The following is a 15,339-nucleotide window of genomic DNA, read 5'->3' as shown; positions in this document are numbered from 1 at the left end:
ACAGGATTGAGCAACTGCCTATTTTTCATTAAATAAAATAAATCCGTTGCCTTTACTGATAGGGGGAGAAAAAATGAAATTTTTACATGCAGCTGATTTGCATCTGGATCGCTCATTTGAAGGTCTGACGACGATACCAGAATACTTTCAAGAAAACCTTGTGACAGCGAACAAAAAAATGCTGGAAAATATCGTAGATACAGCAATTACAGAAGCTGTTGATTTCATTTTGTTCGCTGGCGATACGTTCCATCAAAATCGTCCTACCTTAAAAACTCAACGTTATTTCTTTCAAGAGATGGCGCGCTTGGATGAAGCGAAAATTCCAGTCTTCATGAATTTTGGAAATCATGATTTTTATCAAGCAGAACGTTATTGGTTTGATTTTCCAGAGACGATTCAGTTATTCGACAATGAACAGGTGGAAACGAAAAAATTTGTGACAACGATGGGGGAGACTGTTGCTATTACGAGTTTTAGTTATCAGCATTCCACGATCAGTGACGCGATGATCGAACAATTTCCTCACAAAGAGGCGGTTGATTTTCAAATCGGGATGTATCATGGTGGTCAGATGCCTTATGCGCCCTTTCAGCTAACCGAATTAGCAACAAAGGGTTATGATTATTGGGCATTGGGACATATCCATGTGCCGCAAGTTTTATTGCAGCAGCCTTATGTGGTTTATCCGGGAACACCTCAGGGACACACGCAAAAGGAAACAAATCTGGCAGGTGTAACGGTGGTGGAAAGCCAAGGCAATCAACTGATTCCGAGAAACGTTTCAGTTGAAGCGATTCGTTGGGAAAAACGGACGCTTTCCCTAGCTAGCGTGCGTCAGCCACGCGAACTCTTTCCTTTGATACGAGAGCTTACAGCGGATTTGCCCACGTTAATACATCTGGAGTTCAAGGATACAGAAAACTTGGGTGAGGAATTGGCTTATCAAGTGGCGTCAGGTGAGCTGGCAGAGGCGTTACAAGAAGAAGTGCCTCAAACTATTTTCCTATGGCAAGTAACGTTAGCAGAACGGCCGACGGAAAGACCGTATCTTGCCGTGGATCAACAGTTGGTCGAACAGTTGATCGCGACGTATCAAGCGCCTGATATTTTTAATGAATTACTAAGTGATTTGGAACAACATCCGCAAGTACATTATTTAATGGATCAAGCATTTAAATCAACGACGTTGGCAATGTTAAATGAAAGAATGACAAAGAATTATCGATTTAGGAGGGACGCCGATGTGGATTAAAAAAGCAGAGATCACAAGTTTTGGCAAATGGCGTCAGCAGTCGTTCCTGTTCGAAGCGAAAAATCAATTGGTCTATGGCCTAAATGAAGCCGGAAAATCAACACTGTATCAGTTTATTCAAGCGATTCTATTTGGCTTTCCTGCAAAACGAAAAAAGGGCCAAGACTATACGCCAAATGACGGTAGCGGTTTTGGTGGGCGCTTGCTGATTGTTCATCCAACCTATGGATCGGTAACGGTCGAGCGATACAAAGCCAAAAATAAAGGCAAAGCGAAGGTCTGGTTGGAGGATGGGCAGCAAGGCGATGATGAATTTCTAGAAAAGATTCTTTATCCGTTAAATCAGCAGTTGTTTCGCCAAGTCTTTACCTTTCAGCAGGAACAACTTCAGCAGTTAGAGACTCTGAGTGAAGAAAATCTTCATGAGGCATTGATTTCAATGGGGTTGTCTGGCAGCAATGAATTATTTGAGCAACGGATGAAGCTAAAAAATAACTACGAAACAATCTATCGTCCTCGAGGAAGAAAGCAGCCGTTGAATCAAGCGTTGCAGCAGTATCAAGAATTGAAACAAAAGATCAAAGAGAAGGAAGCGCAAGAACTCGGTTTTCAGCAGCTTGTTCGCCAAGCAGAGGACGAGAAGCGAAGCGTCAGCCAGCAAGCAGCAAGCAATCGAAAGCTGCAAGAAAGTCAGTTAGGTCTCGAGCAGCAGCGTATGAACTGGTCAGGTTACGCAGAATTTTTAGAGTTGCAGCAATTGGATCTGCACGCATTGGCGACCGAAGAAGAGCGGGCGCAGCTGCAAGACTTCTATCAAGATTATCAGCAATTAATGAAAGAACAGGAAAAGCTGCACGCTGCTCTACAGAAGTACAGTGGGAACCAAGAGTCTGCGCGCTATTATTTCTATTTAGAAAATGAACAACGCATCCAGCAATTGCTGGATGAAAAAGTCACGATCACTCGAATGCTGGATGAAGAACAGCGACTGGCGATCAAACTAGCTCAAACAGATGATGCTCCGGTAAATTGGCAGCAGAATTTGCCGCGCCCCTTTGCCGATGAGCAAGCGATCCAGCAGCTTTTCGAGCCGCTTCAGACCCAGCAAAAGGTAGTAGAAGAACAACGCATTCGATTACGTTTGGTCAAAGAACAGCGGGATCAAGCGGAGGCTAGTCTTAATGACTACGAACAAAAACATCCGGAGCTGTTTAATAAAAAGAAAAATCCGCCATGGTTCTTTCTCGCCGCAGGCGTTACTGTACTGATAGCATTCTTTGTCCCAGCACCATTTCGCTATCTTTTGATGATCGCCGCTGTAGTCTGCGGAATCCTAGGCGTGATGCGGCAAAGTAAACCAGCCAATAAGGATACTTGGCAGGAGAAGCTGGGCCAATTAGACATTTATGAAGGTCAAGTAGCAGAAATGACCGAAAAAGCAGCTAAAGGACAACAAAAAGTACAGCGTCTTTCAGTAAAGCTTCAAACGGAGGTGCTGCAAAGAAATCTGTCTAGTGTTGAGAATGAATTTTCACTGATACAAGAAAATCAACGTGCCTTGAACTATTTGTCTTTACTGAAGTCAAATAAAGAATTGCAGCAACGACAATCGGTATTGCGTCAACAATTGATGCAGTATGAGCAGCAGTTTGAATTTTTAGCAGATTGGCTGCCGCTGCATGAAAAGAATCTATCAGAAAAAATGACAACGCTGGAGCAATTTGCTAAAGAGATGGAACAGATTCGCTTTGCTCAGACCTACCAAGAGAATACCGTTTTACAGCAACGGATCCATGAGGCGCAAAAGCAGCAGCAACAGCTTTTAGAACAACAGCAACCGGTATTGCAACAGCTACGAATCGCTTATCCATCAGAAATTCCTGCCTTTTTACAACGGGAATCGGAATTGCTTCAAAAGCAAGCACGTTTAGGTGAATTAACCGAAACGATCTTACCGCTGTTTAAAAATGAAACGACGCTTGCAAAAATCGAGGAATCTCTGCGTACCTTAAAACAGGAGCTTCAAGAAGGAGAAGCACTGTTGCAACAACTACAGGAGCAGGAGCAACGCTCTCGTTTGCAGATTCAGCAAATGCAGGCGGATGGCACGTTAGATAGTCTTTATCAAAAAGAGAGTCAGCAACGTGCGCTGGTAGAAAAATTGACGACGGATTATGCAGTAGCAAAGCTGGAAAATCAATTGCTGCAGGACATTGCGACAGAACTATCCGAACAGCAATTACCTGAATTATTAAAACAGGCAACGAGTTATTTTCGAGAATTGACGAACAATGCCCATAGCCGGTTGGATTTTTCTGAAGGACTGTTGACCGTCGACGAGTTGAGCCTCTATAATCTTTCAACGGGGACTAAGGATCAGGTTATGATGGCCTTTCGCTTTGCGTACCTTGCTTTGCAGCAGCAATACCCATTATGCCCAGTAATTATTGATGATGGCTGGCTGCATTACGACCATCAGCGGAAGTATCAGTTTGCCAAATTATTACAGCAATTTAGCCAAAATTATCAAGTCATTTGTTTGTCATCTGATCAAGAAATGGTAAGCTATTACCAAGAGCTTCACCAGCCAATCTGGGAATTGAAGGGAGTCCAACGATGAAAAAAATCAAAGAATTAACGGTCGATGAGCAGTTTGAAATGTATGTGTTGATCAAGAATGCAGATGTCCGCTTAGCCAAAAATGGGAAAAAATTTATCGCGTTTACTTTTCAAGATACTTCTGGGACGGTCGATGGAAAATTTTGGGACGCATCTGAAGAAGAGATCAAACGCTATAAAGCTGGACAGGTCGTGTTATTGAACGGCAAACGAGAAATGTATCAAGGCAATCCGCAGGTCAAGATCATTCATCTACGTACAACGAAGACGGATGAACCAAATGATCCGGCACTGTATATGGAACGTGCGCCAATCAAGCGTGAAGATATGGAAGAAGAATTCAACAAAACGCTCTTTGAGATCACTAATGCGCATTGGAATCGTATCGTGCGCTTCCTATTAAATAAATATCAAAAAGAATTTTTTGAGTTTCCAGCGGCAAAACGCAATCATCATGCGTTTGCAGGTGGATTAGCCTTTCACACGTTAACCATGCTTCATCTAGGAAAAGCGATCGCGAAGGAGTACCCTCAGATAAACAACTCGTTACTTTATGCAGGAATCATTATTCACGATTTAGGCAAAGTAATTGAATTGACGGGTCCGTCTTCTACCGAATATACAGTCGTAGGAAACCTAGTAGGCCACCTCGTTTTAGTGGATGAAGAGATCACTAAAGCCTGCGCTGAACTGAAAATCAATGATGCAGATGAAGACATCGTTGTCCTGCGTCATATGGTCTTGTCCCATCATGGGTTATTAGAATATGGATCGCCTGTCCGTCCACGAATCATGGAAGCAGAGATCCTGCATCAAATCGATAATATCGATGCGTCAATGCAAATGATGTCTAGTGCGGTGAAAAATGCAGAACCAGGAACGTACACAGAACGCATTTTTGGAATGGATAACCGCAGTTTTTATGTTCCAAAAGATATTTAAATGGAAAAGCGATGCCTCAAATTACAAGGCATCGCTTTTTTGCGAGCCCTACCTTTATAGGCTATTAATAGTGAGATGGGTAAAATCTTTAACACTAACAGATAAAACACGAAGTTTGATCGGATCGTCTGGGAAGTGAACACCCACTCATTTTTTTGTACTCTTAGAAGAGGATTTTTTAAAGTGAGGTAACTATCCGTCTTAATTTTCGCAGTTTGTTACGGTGCTAGTTACTTTAGAAATAGGCAGGGAAGATTCAAGCTGAACAAGTTTTGTACGATGATCGAGTTTTTTGGGGGACTTGGAAAAAAAGTCATTTTAGACTAAGCAGGAGGGGCAAAGTGGTGATTGAAACAAAGCGGCTCTATTTTCGTGAGCTGCAACAGACAGATAAAGAGGCACTAAGCGCTATTTTACAAGATGAACAAACGATGTATGCATATGAAGGCGCCTTTGACGATAAAGAGGTTCAAAACTGGTTGGATAAACAACTAAGCAACTATCGCCGTGATGGCTTTGGTTTATGGGCGGTCTGCTTGAAGGAGACAGGTGAACTGATTGGTCAATGTGGTTTGACTTGGCAAGAAGTTGCAGGTACCCCTGTATTAGAGATCGGGTACTTGTTCCGGCGGGCGTTTTGGCATAAAGGTTTTGCAATCGAAGCGGCGAGGGCTTGTAAAGAATATGCGTTTACCCACATAAAAGCAGAAGAAGTTTATTCCATTATTCGTGATACGAATAGTGCTTCGCAGAAGGTGGCGAAAAGAAACGGCATGGTTCGTTGCGGAGAAATCGTTAAGCATTACCGAGGAGTGGCTATGCCACATGATGTTTATAGGATAAAGAACGGGGCTGCATGATGCGGCTCTTTTTTTGTCTTAAGTAAGTAAAAAAAGGAAATGATCCCGATAGTTTAAGAGAATATTTTATAAAATGTTTTCTCCCGACTAAAAATGTAAGTCGTGTTAAGATAGTTCTAGAATCAAAAAAGAGAGAGTGCGACAAATGGAGACGAGGGGATGCCGTATGAAAAAGAAAAAAATTGACGTTCAAACGGTGGAAGAAACTTTTGAGGATGTAGAGATTCCATCAGATTTGAATGGACTGACTCACTCTGAAGTTCAGCAACGAATAGAACAGGGGCAAGTCAATCAAGCGGAAGAAAATTTATTAAAGTCTGATAAAGAGATTATCAAAGAAAATACGATCAATATTTTCAATATTTTAAACTTTGTATTGGCAGTATTTGTACTGTTGGTGGGATCGCCAAAAAACACGTTGTTTTTCGGTGTCGTGATCATTAATACGTTGATCGGAATCATTCAGGAATTAAGAGCAAAACATACGATCGATAAATTATCGGTCTTGGCTAAAACGAAAGCAGTCGTCTTGAGAGAAGACCGGCTGCAGCAGGTGGATCAGGAGGAGATTGTCTTAGGCGATATCCTATATCTGCGCAATGGAGACCAGGTCCCAGTAGATGGAAAATTGTTATCTGGAATGGGTGTAGAAGTCGATGAATCACTGTTGACCGGTGAATCAGATCGCGTCCAAAAACAGTTGCAGGATCAATTGTACAGTGGTAGCTTCGTAACCGCTGGGGAATGTTTCTATCAAGGAACGGCTGTTGGAAAAGATAATTTTGCGGAACAATTGACTAGTGAAGCGAAAACGAAAAAAACAGACAATTCTGAACTGACGAAGGTATTAAATCGCATGATCGCTGTTTTGACGATCGTGATCATCCCAGTAGGACTGGGCTTGTTTTATAGTCAATATCAAGCGTCCTCGTCAATCAAGCAGGCTGTTTTAGGGACGGTGGCAGCGTTGGTCAGTATGATTCCTGAAGGACTGATGTTACTGACAAGTGTGGCCTTTGCTGTTGGTGCAGCGAATCTGGCACGAAAAAAGGTATTGGTGCAGGCACTGCCTTCCATTGAAACGTTGGCACGAGTAGATGTTATCTGTCTGGACAAGACGGGGACGATCACGGATGGCACGTTGAGATTTGAGGATGCGTTGTTGGAAAATGTATCTGAGGATCGTTTGCGCGTAATCATGGGAAATTTATTAAACCAGCTCAAAGATCAAAATGCGACAGCGAAAGCCTTGCGGGATGCTTTTCCGGCGGCAGATACTTGGCAAGCTGAAAAAATCGTGCCATTTTCTTCTGCACGAAAATGGAGCGGCGTGACGTTTAAGGATCAAGGGAGTTTTGCGTTTGGTGCGCCAGAATTTATATTCAAAAATCTGTCTCCTGAATTGCAAAAGAAAATTCATCCTTATTTGGAGGAAGGACAGCGCGTTCTTGTTTTAGTAAACTATCCAGGCCTCCTAGAAGAAGAGCTTTTGCAGGAGCCGCAATTGCTTGCAACATTGATTATTTCCGACAATTTAAGAGAGAACGCGCGAGCCACCTTTGGTTATTTTGCGAAGCAGGATGTGCAGCTAAAGGTCATCTCTGGCGATCATCCATTGACCGTTTCAAAAATTGCCCAGAAAGCAGGTATCAAAAACGCGGAGACATTTATTGATATGTCCAGCTTAGAAGAGCCAATCGACTATAGAGCTTTAGTGGCAAATACAACGGTCTTTGGCCGAGTGACACCAAAGCAGAAGCAATCACTGATTCGAGCGTTAAAGGTCCATCATACAGTCTGCATGACGGGGGACGGCGTGAACGATGTGTTGGCGTTACGTGAAGCAGATATCGGTGTAGCGATGGCCAATGGAAGCAGTGCCGCAAGAGCTGCCTCAGATGTCATTCTATTGGATTCTGATTTTGCTCGAATGCAGAATGTTTTAAATGAAGGGCGTCGAGTGATCAATAATATCGAACGTGTAGCCTCGATGTATTTAGTAAAGACAATCTATTCATTGATCCTGGCGGTGATTTTTATGATCATTGCAAGTCCATACCCCTTTGAACCTGTCCAATTAACACCGATCAATACCTTGACTGTAGGCATCCCGTCCTTCTTCTTGGCGTTGAAGCCAAGCTATGAACGGATTAAGGGCGATTTTTTAAATAATATTTTGCGGGTCTCTTTACCCGGCGCCTTGACCGTGGTCGGTGCGGTAATAGTCATCCAAGTAGCAAACGTATTATTTGATCTAGACTATCAAGCAACATCGACTATGTCTGTCTTCTTGACGGGGTGTGTAGGATTATTGGTCCTATACAAAGTTTCTTTCCCGTTGGACAAGAAGAAGATCGCGTTGATTGCAGTATTGGGCACGGCGTATCTAAGCTGCTATTTATTTTTTAGAGAGTTCTTTGAATTTGATAAACTATGGAACCGTAATTTGTTTTTCGTTCTTCCATTAACATTCGGAATTTATTGGCTATTCAAAGGCCTGACCTTTGTCATGGACCGATTGGTTGCATGGCGGATTCGCTGGCAAAAGAAACGTCAAGCGAAAAAAAATCCCCAGTCTCGAGTCATTTAAAAGAGTGAAAATTACTTAAATTGATAAAATTTCCCGGAAAAGGCTTTCTTTTTCGGGATTTTTGGTATAATGGACTAAAAGTAATACCAAAGGATGCCAGTTGCCAGTTTTGCTTCTAGCTGGAATAAGCGGGGAATTTGGCACACCGTGACGAATCATCTTATTTTTTTGAAGAGAAAACAAGTATATAAATAGGAATAAGGAGGAATTCATCAATGGAGTTATCGAAATTGCAAAATGGTTCAGACATTCGTGGAATCGCTATCACTGCTGAGGGGAAAGAAAAAAACTTAGGTGTTGAAGAAGTACGTGAAATTGCGAAGGGGATTCTTAATTGGTTAGCAGATAAAGGTGTCAAGCGTCCATTTAAGATTGGAATTGGACATGACAGCCGCTTGACGGGGCCAGAGTTGAAGCAAGCCATGGCGGCAGTATTTGAAGCAGCAGGCTGCACGGTGTTAGATTTTGGACTGGCGACGACACCGGCCTTATTTATGGCGACACAATTTGATGAGTTCGCCTGTGATGCTGGAATTATGCTGACGGCCAGTCATTTGCCGTTTTATTTTAATGGCATCAAAATTTTCAGTCAATCTGGGGGCGCGGAAAAAAGTGATATCGCCTACATTTTGACACATACTGCTGCAAGCGAAGAAGCTGCTGGAAGTACAAAGCAAGCCGATTTATTGTCTCGATATGCCGCGGATCTTGTTGAAAAAATCCAGCAAGGAAGCGGGGCTGAGCAGCCTTTAAAGGGTCTGAAAATCGTTGTTGATGCGGGCAATGGCGCGGGCGGCTATTTTGCAGAGAAGGTATTGGCCGTTTTAGGTGCGGACATTGAAGGTTCTCAGTTTTTGGAGCCTGACGGTAATTTTCCCAATCATATTCCCAATCCCGATAACAAAGAAGCGATGGCTAGTATTAAACAGGCCGTACTTGAAAATCAAGCGGATCTTGGCGTGATTTTTGATACAGATGTGGATCGTTCGGCAATTGTTTCTAAAGATGGACAAATGATCAATCGCAATAATCTGATCGCTGTTTTATCTGCCATTGTTTTGCAGGAGCACCCAGGAAGCACGATCGTGACGAACTCGCCAACTTCAGATCATTTGAAACACTTCATTGAAGAAAAGGGAGGAAAGCAATACCGCTATATTTCTGGTTATCGGAATGTCATCAATAAAGCAATTGAATTGAATGAAGAAGGTATTGATTGTCAATTAGCGATCGAGACAAGCTCTCACGCAGCCTTTAAAGAAAATTATTTCCTAGATGACGGTGCGTATGTCATTGCCAAAGTATTGATGCTATTACCAAAATTACAAAAAGAAAATCGGGAATTGACTGATTTAATGGCAGAACTGGAACAGCCCGTAGAGACATTGGAGATCCGTTATACGATCACTGGCGAAGACCACAAGAAGACCGGGCAAAAAATGATTGAAAGATTCCGTGCAGAGCTTCCGAAGCAGGAAGGTTTTTCGGAGAATTCAGAAAATCAAGAAGGCGTTCGTTTTTCCGTGACGACTCCCTATGGAAAAGGTTGGATGTTGCTGAGACTAAGTCTCCATGAACCATTGTTAGTGATGCAGGTGGAAAATGATCAAGCGGATCAAATCCAAAAACAATTACCACTCTTCCGCGAGCTGTTGGCACAAGAGCCGCAAATCGATTTAACGAAATTGGATCAACAATTGAATAAGTAAGAATTCTTGCAAAATAAGCCCCTTCGTCTGATGATAAGAGTCAGACAAGGGGCTTATTGCCGTTCATACAACTAACCGCGCTTAATTTGAAGGAACAGTCAGCGTTGAAAAAAATCAGATTGGGGAGTTTATTATGAAAATCACCGTGGATGAAGCAGCAAAAGAAAAAATCTCTGCACACTTAGGCGCAGGGAAACTTTTATTATTAACCTTTGAAGATGGGGTAGGCGCCTACTCGCAGCATGCGATGATCCATATGCAGACACAGTTTTCCATCAATATTATTTCATCAGAAATGGAAAGAACCGATTATGACGAAAAGATTCCTTCAGAGATCGGCGATTTTTGGATCAAAGGATATTCAAAAGAAGATTTACAAGAAGAAATGCGGATCAAATTCAATCCACGCTTGAGTACATTTAGTTTGTCAGGTGAAGGCGGCATGATCGACGATAATATGGGGTTCATCGATTTTACCAAAAATTAATCTAAAAAGGATCGTCTTTCATTTTTTTCGCGTTCTTTGATATGATAAAAAAAAGAGTTCAATTAGTCGTGCAGTCTCTGGTTTTTTCGGATCAGAGACTGCTTCACGACATCGAGCAGCAACCAGAAAGTAGGGAACAACATGGCAAAAATCATGATCGTGGAAGATGAAGCGGTAATTCGGCAACTGATCGGGGAAGAACTAACGAAATGGCGATTTGATGTTTATCAAACAACGGACTTTAATCAAGTCTTTGAAGAATTTGAACAAGTGGCTCCGCAGCTTGTTTTATTAGATATCAATCTTCCAGTCTATGACGGCTATTTTTGGTGTCAAAAAATTCGTGAAGTTTCTAAGGTACCGATCATTTTTATTTCTTCGCGAAATACGAACATGGATCAAATCATGGCAATGAATATGGGGGCCGATGATTACATTACGAAGCCGTTTCAAGTAGATATACTAGTTGCAAAAATCAATGCCTTGCTGCGCCGTTCGTACAATTACGCTGAAAGCGGCGAAGAATTGGAACACAACGGGATTACGTTAAATATTGACAATAGCAGCATGACGATCAGCGATGAAGTGGTGGATCTCAGCAAAAATGAGTACCGATTGTTGTTTATTTTAATGAAGCAGCACGGAAAGATTTTGAGCCGTGATAAATTGCTGCGTGCATTGTGGGACGACGAGCGTTTCGTGGATGACAATACATTGACAGTGAATATCAATCGGCTGCGTCGGAAGATCGAACAAGCTGGGATCGAAGATTATATTCAAACAAAAGTCGGACAAGGATATATTGTCCCATAAGGAGAGCCCATGACATTTATTAAGTATCTAAAAGACCGAATACTTATTTTAGCAGGATGGGTTGTACTGAGTTTACTATTGGGGTTTATGGTGTGGCTGACACCCGATCTGCATAATTTCTGGGACAACCTCAGTTATTTGCTGGTCTTGCAATTATTTATTGTTTTTCTATTTTTTACGATTGATTACCATCGGAGAAAAAAATGGTACAAGACATTTGATAAAGAGGAAGATTCCCACCTTCAGCATTTTGTAGAATCCGCGAGCACAGAAGAGGAGCTGCTGATTCAAGAATACGTGAACCAGCAAGTCCGAGAGCATCATTCGATGATGGAGCAACTGTTGGATAGTCAAAAAGATCAAAAAGATTATATGGATTCTTGGATTCATGAGATCAAGGTACCGTTAGCGGCAGTTGATTTGATTTTGAATTCGATTGAATTTGATATTCCAGATGAAAAATTCGTTCTATTGCAAAATGAGATCCAGCAGATCGATGAATATGTTGAACAAATTTTGTATTATTCGCGCTCCGATGAATTTGTGAATGATTACCTCATTCAAGAATACTCATTGAAAAAAATTATCCAGCCGATCATTCGCAGCCAAGCAAATTATTTTATTCAGAAAAATTTACAATTGACTTTAGCAGAGGCGGATGCGCGCGTATTGACGGATTCTAAATGGATCGAATTCATTTTTCGCCAACTATTAAGCAATGCAATCAAGTACACGCCCGATCATGGTAAGATCGATATCACGATCGAAAAGAAGAACAATGGGGTGGCCTTGATCTTGCAAGATAATGGAATCGGTATTCCCTCAGAAGATCTCGGTCGGATTTTTGATAAGGGATTTACTGGTGAGAACGGACGGAAGGCGCAGCAGCATTCTACTGGCTTGGGCTTGTATCTTGCGAAGCGATTAGCAGGCAAGATCGGTGTGGACTTATCGGCAAAATCAACGATGAACGAAGGAACGACGATGACACTCTTTTTCCCTCAATTAGATTATTATCATGAAGAACGTTAAATTTTCGATTTTTGATTGCCAAATATCCTTTTTTTCGCTAAACTGTTCCAGTTGTGAATTGAAGGGAGTAAGTTTATGAGTATTTTAATAGCCCTAGTGCCAATGATAGCATGGGGAAGCATTGCTTTGGTGAGCGGAAAGTTAGGCGGGGATGCCAATCAGCAAACCTTAGGGATGACGATGGGTGCTTTTGTTTTCGCATTGGTAACCTTTTTTATCGTTCAACCAGCAATGAGCAGTTGGATTCTGTTGATCGGTTTCTTGTCAGGTCTTTTTTGGTCGGTTGGTCAAAACGGTCAGTTTCATGGGATGAAATTCATGGGTGTATCTGTAGGGTTGCCCATTTCGACCGGCTTTCAATTGATTTTGAATACCGTCGCCGGTGCCGTCTTCTTTCATGAATGGACGAAAACAAGAGATTATGTTTTAGGATTTATCGCTTTGGCCCTCCTTGTTCTAGGTGCGTATTTAACGGCACGAAAAGATGACGAGAGCGGAGTCGAGACAGATAATAGTATGTTGAACTTCGGTAAAGGCTTTCGGGCGCTGCTATTTTCAACTTTTGGATATGGTGTCTATACGATCATCATCACGTGGGCAGGACTGAATCCTTTGGCGATCATTTTACCTCAAAGTGTCGGAATGTTAGTCGGCGCCAGCTTCTTTGCATTTCGCAAAGCAAAGGTGGATCGCTACGTTTGGCGCAATATGGCGTCAGGTCTTTTATGGGGAATCGGAAATGTCTGCATGTTAGTGAGCGTTCAAAATATTGGTTTAGCCATTGGCTTCTCTTTATCGCAAATGGGAATCATCATTTCTACGCTAGGCGGGATCTTCCTTCTGGGCGAACGTAAAACTAAAAAAGAGATGTATTATGTGATTACGGGCTGCCTGCTGATTATTGTCGGCGGTATCGTACTAGGCTATATGAAAGCATAAAAAAAGCGCGCCGATGGGCGCGCTTTTTTTGCAATTATTGACCGGAATTTAGTTCCATCAATTTTTGTTTTAAGTCGTTTTCCATGTGACCGATCTCGATCTCCGCTGCTTGGCGACGTTCTCGACCTTCTTTTTGGATACGCAATGTTTCTTCTAATGTCTCAACGAGATCATTTTGTGTTTGCTGTAACGTATCTAGATCAACGATGCCGCGTTCATTTTCTTTAGCGGTTTCAATAGTAGAGATCTTCAACATCTCTGAATTTTTCTTCAGCAAATCATTGGTTGTTTCTGAAACTTGGCGCTGTGCTGTAGAAGCATCCTTTTGGCGTAAGAGTGTCAATGCGATCGCCACTTGGTTTTTCCATAAAGGAATCGCTGTATTGATGGAAGCTTGGATTTTTTCAGCTAGTGCTTGATTGGTATTTTGGATCAAACGAATCTGCGGTGCTTGCTGAATCGTGATTTGACGAGCCAGTTTCAAGTCGTAGGTTCGTTTGTCTAAACGATCTAAGAATTGTGTATAATCATTAACGATCTGAACTTCCATCTGATCACCGGAAGCCTGTGCCTTTTCTGTTGCTTCAGGAATCGTTGTGAGCTTCAGCTCTTCTATTTTCAATTCTGCTGCGGCAATATAAATATTTAAGGCATCAAAGTAATCCTTATTTTTATTGTAAAGTGTTTCCAGCATTTGATTGTCGCGTAATAAGCCATCTTTTTCGACGTTTAATTTTGTGGCGATTTTGTCGATTTGAGCACCGATTTTTTGATATTTTGTCGTGATTTCATAAATGGATTGTTTTACTTTACCAAACATTTTTTGAAAAATATTTCCTTCACCGACACGTAGTTCATCTGGGTTGGCTTCATTTAAACGATACATCAACTGATTCAACGAATCTCCGATCGGTCCAATGTCTTGAGAAGAGACGGTATTTAGCATGGACTGAGAAAATTCACTTAATTTTGTTTGTGCTGTTGAGCCGTAGCTGATCACAGCCTGCGAATCATTCACGTCGATTTTCTTTGCTAGTTCCCGCGCCTGTGCTTGGCGTTCTTCGGGAAGCTTATCCACTAAGCGATCTGCTTGTTCTTGCGACTGTAAGTGAGAAATTTCTTGTTGCTGGACGGGAGTTAATGAATCGGTCCCGAAAGGATTGCTTAGTAAATCGTCTAAAGTACTGTTGACTGGTTTAGTCTGCGGGTTGTTTTCTGGTTCCACTATGGTTCCTCCTGTTCGAAAAAAATCTAGCTTAAGCTAGATTTTTTTGATATTTCGTTCATTTTATTTTGTGGACAAATCAGGATCGTGTTCAAGATTTTTTTTCGCAATCGAAATTTCAACATCCATGTCTTCCAAATCGTCAGACACAAATTGTTGATAATCTTTTACGATCAAATCTGCCATTTGATCAATGATCTGTGCGCTTTCTTCCAGTTTACCATAAACTTCTTTTGACTTGACCTCGTGACCGTTGATTTCAACATAATTATCTGTCAAATCAACGATATTCGGTAAATGCGTATATAGAAATTGACTTGCTTCTGGTAAACGCTTCGGATCTTTTACCAATTCCTTGAATAGAGCTTTGGCTGCCTTTAACGTATCGTGACGCAAATCGATCGCTTTTAACTTGGCATTTTTTTGGATGTTTTGTTGCAGACGCAACACTTGCTGTTTGGAAAGATTCATCGTTTCACGGAACAATTCGATTTCACGTTCACTCATACCCAATTTTTTATAGTAAGCTTCCTTTTCTTTTGTAAGAAATGGCAATTCTTCTTTTTGTGGACGGATTTTTCTCCCTTTAAATCCACGATAAATCAGCCAAAACCCAACGACCAACATCAAAAAGATCAGATAGTCGCCGAAATCTCCTTCAAAAAAGGAGAGAATACCGATGGCTGCGATGATGATAGGGAATAGTTTCCTTCGCATAATAATCCTCCTAGTCTATTGATAACCCTTTACATTATTTAGTCAAAATTCTTGATTTCTTTACACGCTCATCATAGCATGAATTTCTATAGAATTAGTATCGGACTAAAGATGGATTTTTCAGATTTAGAAAAAACATAAGAATTTTCTG

At 41.6% G+C, this 15,339-nt stretch carries 12 protein-coding genes; 10 read left to right on the top strand and 2 right to left on the bottom strand.

The annotated features are described in order from the left end of the window. Positions 1 to 73: 73 nt before the first annotated feature. The 10 genes from A5868_RS12940 to A5868_RS12895 all read left to right on the top strand — a co-directional run bounded on the left by A5868_RS12940 (position 74) and on the right by A5868_RS12895 (position 13,246). The gene (locus tag A5868_RS12940; protein WP_010779648.1) at positions 74 to 1,255 is read left to right on the top strand and encodes a metallophosphoesterase family protein; all 1,182 of its coding nucleotides are present in this window, start codon (positions 74 to 76) and stop codon (positions 1,253 to 1,255) included. Further along, on the top strand, positions 1,245 to 3,875 hold the full coding sequence (locus A5868_RS12935) for an ATP-binding protein (protein ID WP_086303233.1): 2,631 nt from the start codon (positions 1,245 to 1,247) through the stop codon (positions 3,873 to 3,875). The genes A5868_RS12940 and A5868_RS12935 overlap by 11 nt, the downstream gene beginning before the upstream one ends. Next, positions 3,872 to 4,816: a 3'-5' exoribonuclease YhaM family protein gene (locus A5868_RS12930; RefSeq protein ID WP_086303234.1), complete on the top strand. Its 945-nt coding sequence runs from the start codon at positions 3,872 to 3,874 to the stop codon at positions 4,814 to 4,816. The genes A5868_RS12935 and A5868_RS12930 overlap by 4 nt, the downstream gene beginning before the upstream one ends. A gap of 341 nt (positions 4,817 to 5,157) precedes the next feature. Further along, the gene (locus A5868_RS12925) at positions 5,158 to 5,676 is read left to right on the top strand and encodes a GNAT family N-acetyltransferase (protein WP_086303235.1); all 519 of its coding nucleotides are present in this window, start codon (positions 5,158 to 5,160) and stop codon (positions 5,674 to 5,676) included. Between the two features lie 166 nt (positions 5,677 to 5,842). Further along, positions 5,843 to 8,266: an HAD-IC family P-type ATPase gene (locus tag A5868_RS12920; protein ID WP_086303236.1), complete on the top strand. Its 2,424-nt coding sequence runs from the start codon at positions 5,843 to 5,845 to the stop codon at positions 8,264 to 8,266. A gap of 215 nt (positions 8,267 to 8,481) precedes the next feature. Then, positions 8,482 to 9,975: a phosphomannomutase/phosphoglucomutase gene (locus A5868_RS12915; RefSeq protein ID WP_086303237.1), complete on the top strand. Its 1,494-nt coding sequence runs from the start codon at positions 8,482 to 8,484 to the stop codon at positions 9,973 to 9,975. A gap of 133 nt (positions 9,976 to 10,108) precedes the next feature. Then, complete coding sequence (locus A5868_RS12910) at positions 10,109 to 10,462, top strand: iron-sulfur cluster biosynthesis family protein (RefSeq protein WP_086303238.1); 354 nt, start codon at positions 10,109 to 10,111, stop codon at positions 10,460 to 10,462. A gap of 141 nt (positions 10,463 to 10,603) precedes the next feature. Then, positions 10,604 to 11,275 carry a two-component system response regulator SapR gene (gene sapR, locus A5868_RS12905; RefSeq protein WP_010779655.1) on the top strand — a complete coding sequence of 224 codons (672 nt, stop codon included), beginning with the start codon at positions 10,604 to 10,606 and terminating at the stop codon, positions 11,273 to 11,275. A 9-nt stretch (positions 11,276 to 11,284) separates the two neighbouring features. Next, positions 11,285 to 12,307: a two-component system sensor histidine kinase SapS gene (gene sapS, locus A5868_RS12900; protein WP_010779656.1), complete on the top strand. Its 1,023-nt coding sequence runs from the start codon at positions 11,285 to 11,287 to the stop codon at positions 12,305 to 12,307. 75 nt (positions 12,308 to 12,382) lie between these two features. Further along, complete coding sequence (locus A5868_RS12895; RefSeq protein WP_010779657.1) at positions 12,383 to 13,246, top strand: GRP family sugar transporter; 864 nt, start codon at positions 12,383 to 12,385, stop codon at positions 13,244 to 13,246. A 34-nt stretch (positions 13,247 to 13,280) separates the two neighbouring features. Here A5868_RS12895 and A5868_RS12890 read toward each other — a convergent pair whose 3' ends face one another. Both A5868_RS12890 and A5868_RS12885 read right to left on the bottom strand, forming a co-directional pair. Next, positions 13,281 to 14,471: a toxic anion resistance protein gene (locus A5868_RS12890; protein WP_086303239.1), complete on the bottom strand. Its 1,191-nt coding sequence runs from the start codon at positions 14,469 to 14,471 to the stop codon at positions 13,281 to 13,283. Positions 14,472 to 14,534: 63 nt separating this feature from the next. After that, positions 14,535 to 15,188 (bottom strand): 5-bromo-4-chloroindolyl phosphate hydrolysis family protein, encoded by a 654-nt coding sequence (locus A5868_RS12885; protein WP_010779659.1) that lies wholly within the window; start codon positions 15,186 to 15,188, stop codon positions 14,535 to 14,537. Between the last annotated feature and the right edge of the window lie 151 nt (positions 15,189 to 15,339).

This window comes from Enterococcus sp. 12F9_DIV0723 (assembly GCF_002174375.1).
Taxonomy (GTDB): domain Bacteria; phylum Bacillota; class Bacilli; order Lactobacillales; family Enterococcaceae; genus Enterococcus_A; species Enterococcus_A gilvus.
The sequence above is the reverse complement of the archived record's forward strand: the minus strand, read 5'-3'. Positions and strand labels throughout refer to the sequence as shown.

Excerpts from the sequence above, each read along its gene's own strand:
- A5868_RS12915 (WP_086303237.1), top strand. The coding sequence starts at position 8,482 with ATGGAGTTATCGAAATTGCAAAATGGTTCAGACATTCGTGGAATCGCT.
- A5868_RS12895 (WP_010779657.1), top strand. The coding sequence starts at position 12,383 with ATGAGTATTTTAATAGCCCTAGTGCCAATGATAGCATGGGGAAGCATT.
- A5868_RS12940 (WP_010779648.1), top strand. The coding sequence starts at position 74 with ATGAAATTTTTACATGCAGCTGATTTGCATCTGGATCGCTCATTTGAA.
- A5868_RS12910 (WP_086303238.1), top strand. The coding sequence starts at position 10,109 with ATGAAAATCACCGTGGATGAAGCAGCAAAAGAAAAAATCTCTGCACAC.
- A5868_RS12935 (WP_086303233.1), top strand. The coding sequence starts at position 1,245 with ATGTGGATTAAAAAAGCAGAGATCACAAGTTTTGGCAAATGGCGTCAG.
- A5868_RS12930 (WP_086303234.1), top strand. The coding sequence starts at position 3,872 with ATGAAAAAAATCAAAGAATTAACGGTCGATGAGCAGTTTGAAATGTAT.
- A5868_RS12885 (WP_010779659.1), bottom strand. The coding sequence starts at position 15,188 with ATGCGAAGGAAACTATTCCCTATCATCATCGCAGCCATCGGTATTCTC.
- sapS (WP_010779656.1), top strand. The coding sequence starts at position 11,285 with ATGACATTTATTAAGTATCTAAAAGACCGAATACTTATTTTAGCAGGA.
- sapR (WP_010779655.1), top strand. The coding sequence starts at position 10,604 with ATGGCAAAAATCATGATCGTGGAAGATGAAGCGGTAATTCGGCAACTG.
- A5868_RS12920 (WP_086303236.1), top strand. The coding sequence starts at position 5,843 with ATGAAAAAGAAAAAAATTGACGTTCAAACGGTGGAAGAAACTTTTGAG.